At 69.0% G+C, this 8092-nt stretch carries 9 protein-coding genes; 2 read left to right on the forward strand and 7 right to left on the reverse strand.

Annotated elements, in window-relative coordinates:
- Positions 1 to 8 precede the first annotated feature (8 nt).
- From ACWGL1_RS15195 to ACWGL1_RS15215, 5 genes are all read right to left on the reverse strand, one after another.
- Entirely contained in the window at positions 9 to 1298 is a 1290-nt protein-coding gene (locus ACWGL1_RS15195; protein WP_338577871.1) for a copper resistance protein B, read from the reverse strand.
- Positions 1295 to 3082 carry a copper resistance system multicopper oxidase gene (locus ACWGL1_RS15200; RefSeq protein WP_452112452.1) on the reverse strand — a complete coding sequence of 596 codons (1788 nt, stop codon included), beginning with the start codon at positions 3080 to 3082 and terminating at the stop codon, positions 1295 to 1297. Before ACWGL1_RS15200 ends, ACWGL1_RS15195 begins: the two co-directional genes overlap by 4 nt.
- A 132-nt stretch (positions 3083 to 3214) precedes the next feature.
- Positions 3215 to 3769: an RNA polymerase sigma factor gene (locus ACWGL1_RS15205; protein WP_452112453.1), complete on the reverse strand. Its 555-nt coding sequence runs from the start codon at positions 3767 to 3769 to the stop codon at positions 3215 to 3217.
- Between the two features lie 7 nt (positions 3770 to 3776).
- Positions 3777 to 4217: a Spy/CpxP family protein refolding chaperone gene (locus tag ACWGL1_RS15210; RefSeq protein WP_291779014.1), complete on the reverse strand. Its 441-nt coding sequence runs from the start codon at positions 4215 to 4217 to the stop codon at positions 3777 to 3779.
- Positions 4214 to 4495, reverse strand: coding sequence for a hypothetical protein (locus ACWGL1_RS15215; RefSeq protein WP_452112454.1), 282 nt, complete (start codon positions 4493 to 4495; stop codon positions 4214 to 4216). Before ACWGL1_RS15215 ends, ACWGL1_RS15210 begins: the two co-directional genes overlap by 4 nt.
- Before the next feature lie 141 nt (positions 4496 to 4636).
- Here ACWGL1_RS15215 and ACWGL1_RS15220 point away from each other — a divergent pair, with 141 nt between their 5' ends.
- Positions 4637 to 5371, forward strand: a complete 735-nt coding sequence (locus ACWGL1_RS15220) for a PepSY domain-containing protein (RefSeq protein WP_452112455.1) — start codon at positions 4637 to 4639, stop codon at positions 5369 to 5371.
- Between the two features lie 10 nt (positions 5372 to 5381).
- Here ACWGL1_RS15220 and copD read toward each other — a convergent pair whose 3' ends face one another.
- Entirely contained in the window at positions 5382 to 6287 is a 906-nt protein-coding gene (gene copD / locus ACWGL1_RS15225; protein ID WP_452112456.1) for a copper homeostasis membrane protein CopD, read from the reverse strand.
- A 1-nt stretch (position 6288) separates the two neighbouring features.
- The gene (gene copC, locus ACWGL1_RS15230) at positions 6289 to 6666 is read right to left on the reverse strand and encodes a copper homeostasis periplasmic binding protein CopC (protein WP_312218240.1); all 378 of its coding nucleotides are present in this window, start codon (positions 6664 to 6666) and stop codon (positions 6289 to 6291) included.
- Positions 6667 to 6943: 277 nt separating this feature from the next.
- On the opposite strand from copC, the gene ACWGL1_RS15235 reads away from it, so the two are divergent.
- The gene (locus ACWGL1_RS15235; protein WP_452112457.1) at positions 6944 to 7933 is read left to right on the forward strand and encodes a cation diffusion facilitator family transporter; all 990 of its coding nucleotides are present in this window, start codon (positions 6944 to 6946) and stop codon (positions 7931 to 7933) included.
- Positions 7934 to 8092 lie beyond the last annotated feature (159 nt).

The following is an 8092-nucleotide window of genomic DNA, read 5'->3' on the forward strand; positions in this document are numbered from 1 at the left end:
GAAGGGCTTTAGAACCAGGCCTTGACGCCGACGACGAGGCGCGTGTCCTCGGGATCCTGGCCTCTGGCCCTGGCGTAGTCGGCGGTCTCGCCCAGCGAGCGGCTCCATTCGACGCCGACGTAGGGGGCGAACTCCTTGCGGATTTCATAGCGCAGACGCAGCCCCGCCGTGACCGAAGTCAGGCCCGAGCCGATCTCCAGCTCCGGGATGTCGCTGGCTGACAAGGCCATCTCGATCGCCGGCTGCAGGATCCATTTCTGGGTGATGCGCTGGTCGTACTCGGCCTCGACGCGGGCGGTCAGGTCGCCTTCGGTCGACAGGAAGGCGGCCGCGCCCATCTCGAACCAATAGGGGGCGACGCCCTGGACGCCGACGGTCAGGTGGGTGGCGTCCTCGCCATCCGGACGGAAGTCCTGGCGCACGCCTGCCTGCACGTCCCAGAAGGGCGCGATGGCGCGGCTGTAGAGGGCCTGGACCTCGACTTCGTGCAGCTTGCCGTCGATCTCGCCTTCGCCCTCGGTTTTCCACCAGAAGCGATTGATGTCGCCGCCGGTCCAGCCCTGGGCGCCCCAGTTGTAGGTGTCGGCGCCGTCGCCGAACCCGGCCTCGAGGGAGTCGATCAGCACGGCCGTCGAGCGGATGTCGCCGTTCTCGGCCAGAAGCTGCTTGCGCGCCGCCGCCATGACAGCGGGGTCGAACAGCAGGTCGGCGGCGTGGGCCGGAGCCGAGCGAGCGGCGGCCGGAGGCGGTGTCTCGACCATGCGGCCGCCGACGGCGTCCACGCTGGTCGGGATGTTCGGCCCGCCGCGCGCGGCGCTCATGTCGTGACCCGCATGCGGATCTGCGGGCGCAGCGCCATGCCCGGCGTGCGGATCGGCCTGAGCCGCCGGAGTTGGAGCCATATTGTGACCCGCGTGGGTGTCGGTCGGGGCCGCGTTGTGACCGGCATGCGGATCGGTTTGAGCGGCTTGGGCCTGGGCCTGGGCTTGGGCCGACGCCATGTCGTGGCCGGCGTGGGGATCGGCCGCAGCCGCGCCATGTCCGGCATGGCCGCTCATGTCATGACCGGCGTGCGGATCGGCCTGAGCGTCGGAGACGGCGGCGCCGTGCATGGGGCAGGGCTTTCCGTCGCGCATCATGGGACAGTCGGGCGCGGGCGCGGGGGCGGCGGCCGGCGTCTGGGCGGCAGGTGTCGGCGACGCCGCGGGAGCATGACCGGCATGGTTCTGCGCGACGGCGGATCCGGCCGCGATCATCAGGGGCAGAGCCGCGACGGCGGCGAACAGGGCGCGGCTCATCGGGCGGCTCCATCCAGCGGGCGAACGGTGACGACGTTGAACATGCCCGCGTGCATGTGCATCAGTAGGTGACAGTGGAAGGCCCAGTCGCCGGGCGCGTCTGCGGTCAGGTCGAAGGTGACCTTGCCGCCGGGGGCGACGTTGACCGTGTGCTTCAGCGGCTGATGGCCGTCGTGGCCGTTGACCAGTTCGAAGAAGTGGCCGTGCAGGTGGATGGGGTGGGCCATCATGGTGTCGTTGACCAGGGTCACGCGCACCCGCTCGTTCAGCTCGAAACGGATAGGCTCGACCAGTTCCGAGAATTTGCGGCCGTCAAAGCCCCACATGAACCGCTCCATATTGCCGGTCAGGTGGATTTCCATGGTGCGCGACGGCGCGCGGCGGTCCCGGTTCGGCGTCAGGGCGCGCAGGTCGGCGTAGACCAGCACGCGGTGGTCGACGTCTTCCAGGCCCTGAGGCCGGTCGGCCAGCCGGTTGGACGGGGCGGGCGAGATCATGTCCACGCCGACGCCGACCGCCATGTCGGCCGGGGCGTTGTTCGGATCACGCATGCTCATGCCGCCATGATCCATGCCTGCGTGATCCATGGGGGCGGCAGGGCCATGTCCCATGGCCGAATGATCCATCCCCGCCATTGAGCCGTGATCCATGCCGCCCATGCCCCCGCCCATGCCCATGTCCTTCATGGCCAGGTTCGGAACCTGGCGCAGGGGCGGAACCTCGGCCGTCATGCCCAGGCGGGGGGCCAGGGTGGCGCGACCCATGCCCGAGCGGTCTATAGCTTCGGAGACGATGGTGTAGGCGCGGTCCTCAAGCGGGCGGACGATGACGTCATAGGTCTCGGCCACCGAAATCTGGAACTCGTCCACCTCGATCGGGCGGACGTGCTCGCCGTCGGCCTGGACCACGGTCATGGGCAGGCCGGGAATGCGAACGTTGAAGATCGACATGGCCGAGGCGTTGATGACGCGCAGACGAACGCGCTCGCCGGGCCGGAACAGGCCGGTCCAGTTCTCTTCCGGGCCATGGCCGTTGACCAGATAGGTGTAGGTCGTGCCGTTGACGTCGAGGATGTCGCGCGGGTCCATCCGCATCGAGCCCCACATCCGCCGCTCGGACAGGCTCATGCGGTCCGAACCGTCCAGCAGGCCCGCCAGGGTCGTCTTCTGCTGGTTGAAGTAGCCGGGGCTCTTCTTCAACTTGTCGAGGATTTCGTGCGGATGCAGGAAGCTCCAGTCCGACAGGACCAGGACGTGTTCGCGGTCATAGGCGACCGGGTCGGCGCCGGCCGGGTCGATGACGATGGGGCCGTAGTGGCCCATGGCCTCCTGAAGGCCCGAATGGCTGTGATACCAATAGGTGCCCGACTGCTTGATCGGGAACTCATAGACGAAGGTCTCGTGCGGCTTGATGCCGGGGAAGCTGACGCCCGGCACGCCGTCCATCTGGAACGGCAGCAGCAGGCCGTGCCAGTGGATGGAGGTGTCCTCCTCCAGATGGTTGGTCACCGACAGGCGCACGTTCTGGCCTTCGCGCATACGAAGCAGGGGCGCGGGCAGCAGGCCGTTGACCATGAAGGCGTGGCCGGTGCGGCCGCCGACGGTGAAGTCGGCGTGGCCCACGCTCAGGTCGATGTTCGACCCCGTCAGCGTCGGCAGATCGGCGCGCAGGCCCGGCGATCCGGTCTGGGCCCAGGCGGGCAACAGGCCCTGCAGGCCCAGTATGCCGCCGCCCATGGCCGCGCCTCGCAATAGGGTTCGCCGGTCCAGTGATGTTGTCGCCATGAGGGTCTCGGAGCAGGCCGCTCGCCACGAGGCGGAGCGCAAAGGAGGGTTCGTCGGGAATACGCGGCCCTGGCCGTCATCCCTCATTCGACGGATGGCGTCCGCGAGCGTCAGGACGTCGCAGGCCCGATCTCAGCGTAAAAGCCGCAGATTCAACTTTTGCCGGGCGCGGGCGATGCGGGTTTCCACCGTCTTGGGCGTGACGCCCAGCACCTCGGCGATCTCGGCGTGGCTGCGACCCTCCAGCGAAGCCAGCAGCAGGGGCGCCTTGAGGTGGTCGGGCAGGTCGGCCAGGGCGCGATCCATTTCGGCCATGCGGCGGCGGTCGTCCAGCCGGGTTTCGGCTTCCGGCGCATCCTCGCCCACAGCCATGGCTTCAGGCGTGTCGAGGCCCATGACGCCGCGCACGATGCGGCGCACCGCGCGCTTGCGGCCCCAATCGCGGCATTTGTTGACGGCGATCGAGCGCAGCCAGGTCGCGAAGGGTCGGGTCGGGTCGTAGCGCCGGATGGCCAGCCAGGCGGAGACATAGGCCTCCTGCAGCAGGTCGTGAGCCTCGTCCGCATCGCCGACATAGCGTCGAACGAAGCGATGCAGGTCGCCGCTGGTCGCGGCCATCAGGCGGGAGAAGGCCTGGCGGTCCCCGCGCGCTGCGCGCGCCTCGTCTGTGTCGTCGTCGGCCGCCACCTCGGCCTTACCGAGGCTCTTGCGTAAGAGCGCCGGCGATTTCCTTGTCGAAGACGCGGGCCTGTTCCGGCGTCAGGACCGCGCGCATCTCGAACACATGGGCGATGGTGGCCTTCTGCAAGGCGCCCATGGCGTCGTGGAAATGGTCGACTGCGGCGCGGACCTCGGGGCTGTCGCCCTGGCTGGCGGCGATCGCATTGGCCAGTTCGCGATTGGCGGCGCGGACGTCGGCCTCCAGCGTTTCGCGTCGTTCGGCGAATCCGGCCTCGATCTGGTCCAGGCGGGCGTCCTGGTCCGCAGTCAGGTCGAGCTTCCGGTGAACGATCTCGTGCAGGCCGGGGGTCTCATGCTGCCTCATCATCCAGCCTGCGCCCAGCCAGGCGCCGCCGGCGCTGGCCAGGGCGGCCAGGACGACCGTCAGGGCGATCGACTTCCAGTTGGTCGTCATCCGCCGACCTCGAAGCTGGTCATCGGCGACAGCCCCGCCGAGACGCTGAAGACGTGAATGTCCGAGGGACGCGGCTTGAACGCCTGTCCCAGGACGCCGCCGTTTGTCACGCCGACCAGCAGGGCGACAGCCATGACCGCCAGCCGCACCTGACCTGCGCTGCGCTGCGCCTGGCGCTCCTCGATCCGGCGCCAGACGCGCCCCTCCAGATCAGCCAGCCGGGCGTCGTCGTCGCCGGGAAACGGTCTCGTCAGCATCCGCTCGATGTCGTCGGTCATTGCAAAATCCTCGCGGCCTCGACGGAGAATACGCGGCCTGTCGCTGTTTCCCTTGAAAGCGCATGAGGGCGCGCGCGTCGATAGGCGTATAGGTTTCATTCGGCCGTTGCGGCCGCGGCGCCTTGAGCTTGAGGGGAAGCGATGAAGGTTCTGCGTTACTCGACCCAGATTCACAAATGGGTGGGCCTGGTGGTGGGCCTGCAGGTGCTGTTCTGGGTCGGAGGCGGCCTGGTCATGACCGCGATCCCGATCGAAACGGTGCGCAGCGAACACCGGCTGAAGGCGTCGACGCCCGCGGCTCTGCCGCTGGAGCAAATTCTTCCGTTGGCTGAGGTTTCTCGTCTTTCCGGGGTGACGCCGGTGCGGGCCGAACTGAAGATGACACAGCGCGGGCCCGCCTGGATCATGACGCCGGTCGAGGGCGCGTCCGTCACCCTGGACGCCGAGACCGGCCGGCCTTTCGCGGGGATGAGGGCGGGCGAAGCCTCGGCCCTGGCCGCCGCAGCCTATCGTGGCGAGGCGGCGCCCAGGTCGGCCGTCCTGCTGGATCAGGCGCCGAAGGAAACCGGCCGCGACGGGCCGATCTGGCGCGTGGACTTCGACGATGCGGAACGCACGGCCTTCTATCTGTCGCCGCAGACGGGGGAGGTGGTCACGCGGCGCTCGGCGATCTGGCGCTTCTATGACTTCTTCTGGCGGCTCCACATCCTCGACTTCAAGGACGGCGACAACTTCAATCATCCGTTGCTGATCGGCCTGACCGTGCTGACGCTCAGCATGGTGGTGACGGGCTTCATCCTGTTGTGGATCCGGTTGGCGCGCGACCTGAAGACGGCGGGGGCGGTGCGGGCGGCCCGTCGCAAGGCCGCCCTCTAGGAAGACGTCGTTACAGCGCCGCTGGGGGCGGCAGGGTCCCCATGACGGCGATTACGGCCAGGATCGTCAGGGCCAGGACGAATTCGACCGCCAGGCTCCTTTTCAGGTGCGGCAAGGCCTGGCCGGCGTCCCTGGTCATCAGGGGCGCCAGGCGGAAGCGGTGAGCCGCCGCCAGGGCGACCATCAGGCCGAACAGCGCCAGCTTGATCATCAGAAGGACGCCGTAGGGGCTGTCGCCCAGGCTGAGCGCCCTGGACAGGCCGACCAGATAGGCGCTGTTGATCAGGCCGGTCACGAGCAGGGCGCCGACGGCCGCCGCGCCGACCCCGGCGAAGCCGGTCAGGCTGCGCGCCACGCCTGCGTCCCAGGCGGCGTCGCCCGATGGTCGACGCAGGATCAGGACGGCGAAGGCGGCCAGGGCGCCGATCCAGACCGAGGCGGCGACGGCGTGGACGATGTCCGAGATCAGATGCACCGCATGGCCTGACCCTTCGGTCGCCGCGCCGTGGCCGGTCCAGGCGAAGCTGGCCGAGATGATGACGCCCAGCAGCGTCAGCCCGCCCCACATCAGACGACCCGATCGCAGCAGCAGGGCGGCCGCCAGCGCCAGAACGGCGGCCAGCGTCCGCACGACCATGGCCTTGCCTAGTCCCATGCCGGTGATCATGAAGCTCAGCGAGGCGGGTTTGACGGCCTCGCTCAACGACCCGGCCATCATGGCGGTCTGAGCCAGCAAGGCGGCGGGCGCGGCCAGCGTCAGCGCGGCCGCCGCCCAGATCAGGGCGGGGCGCGGCCAGCGCAGATTTAGCGGCCCGATCGCTCGCGCGCTGTAGAGCATGAAGGCGGGCAGGCCGAGCAGAAATGCGCCGGCGGCGTATTGCACGCCGCGCAGGATGACGATCCAGACCTCGATCATCTCAGCGGACGACGAAGTCGTAGCTGCCGGTCATGCGGTGGCCGTCAACGGAGGCGATGCGCCAGTTGACGACATAGGCGCCGGCGGCCAGCGGACGCGCCAGCGCGCCGGTAATGGTCTTGCCGTCCTGGCTGACCTCGGTGCGGATCGTCGCCTTCGTCCCGGCGGCGTTGACCACGTCGAAGCTGGAAAAGGCCGGGGCCACACGCTCGCTGAAGATCAGGGTCACCGTGCGCGGCGCCGCGACGGTCGACTTGGCGGCGGGCGTGGCGCTGACCAGGCGAGCGTGCGCCTGAGCAGAGACGGGGGGCAGGACGACAGAAGCCAGGGCGACGGCGGCGGCCAGGCTGGGGTAGGCGAGGGGGCGAAGGAAGGACATGACAGGCTCCGGTTGAGAAGGGGGCTCAGTCAAACTACGCAGCGACACGGGGCGTCCCTCGCGAAGCCGCCTGGAGGTCAGCCTGAACCGGCGGCGCGGGGGAACTCCTTTCCGCGACGCGCGCTGCTCCCGGGAAGGAGGTCGCCGTGGCTCAAATTCCCTCGCCCGCGCACCCGGACGGCGACATCGGCCTCCTGAAGGCGGCGCCGGATGCGTTCGACCTGATGTTTGAACCTTTCCCGATGGAGAGCGGCGCTCACGGCGGGTCTGACCGCAGGTGAGCCGGGCGAGCGACAGGCCGGAGGGGCCGGGCGAGACCCACCCCCTCAAGGAGAACATCGTCCTCCTCGGCGCGCTGGCCGCCAATCTCGGCATCGCCGTCGCCAAGTTCGTCGCCTCGGCGATCAGCGGCTCCTCCTCCATGCTGACCGAGGGCGTGCATTCGCTCGTCGACAGCGGCAATCAGATCCTGTTGCTCTACGGCCAGCATCGCGCGAAACGCCCTGCGGATGGGCTTCACCCCTTCGGCTACGGACGCGAGCTCTATTTCTGGGCCTTCGTCGTCGCCATCCTGATCTTCGCCGTGGGCGCCGGCGTGTCCATCTATGAAGGCTGGCTCCACATTCGAGATCCGGAGCCTCTGGGCGATCCGCGGATCAACTATGTGGTTCTCGCGGTGGCGGCCCTGCTCGAAGGCGGCTCCTGGGCCATCGCCGTGAAAGCGTTCAACGCCAAGCGGCAGGGGGCCGGCTGGTGGCGCGCGGTGCGACGCTCCAAGGATCCGGCGGGGTTCATCGTCCTGTTCGAGGACAGCGCCGCCCTTCTCGGCCTCGCCATCGCGGCGCTGGGCGTATGGACGAGCCATGCCCTGGGCGAGCCGCGCATCGACGGCATCGCCTCGATCGCCATCGGCCTGATCCTCGCCCTGGTCGCCGCCCTCTTGGCCCGCGAGGCCAAAGGGCTGCTGATCGGAGAAAGCGCCGACCCGGAACTGGTCGGCGGCATCTGGGCCGCCGTAGAGCGAAGCCCCGGCGTGGCGGCGGTGAACCATGTGCGCACCATCCATACCTCGCCGGACGCGGTGTTCGTCGCGGTCAGCGCGGATTTCGAGGACGGCCTGGCGATGGGGGAGGCCGAGACCCTGATCGAGGCGCTCGAAACCGAATTGAAGCAGCGGTATCCGCAGCTCACCTCGATCTATATCCGGCCTGAAAAGGCGGAACTGGCGCTGCGGCAGGCGCCGCCCACGGCCGCCCGGGTCGGCTAGAGGCTTGGGAACGGCGAGACCAGGGTCTTGATGTCCGGTTGGCAGGCCCGCTTCCGGCGCCTAGTGGAAATCCCGCGATCCCGGCAGGATGCGGACGTCCCGCGGATGCCGGTGCGACGGGCGTCGCGGCGGTTGCGGGTTAGCGACGACATCGGCGCG

The sequence above is a fragment of the Brevundimonas sp. NPDC055812 genome (assembly GCF_053616535.1).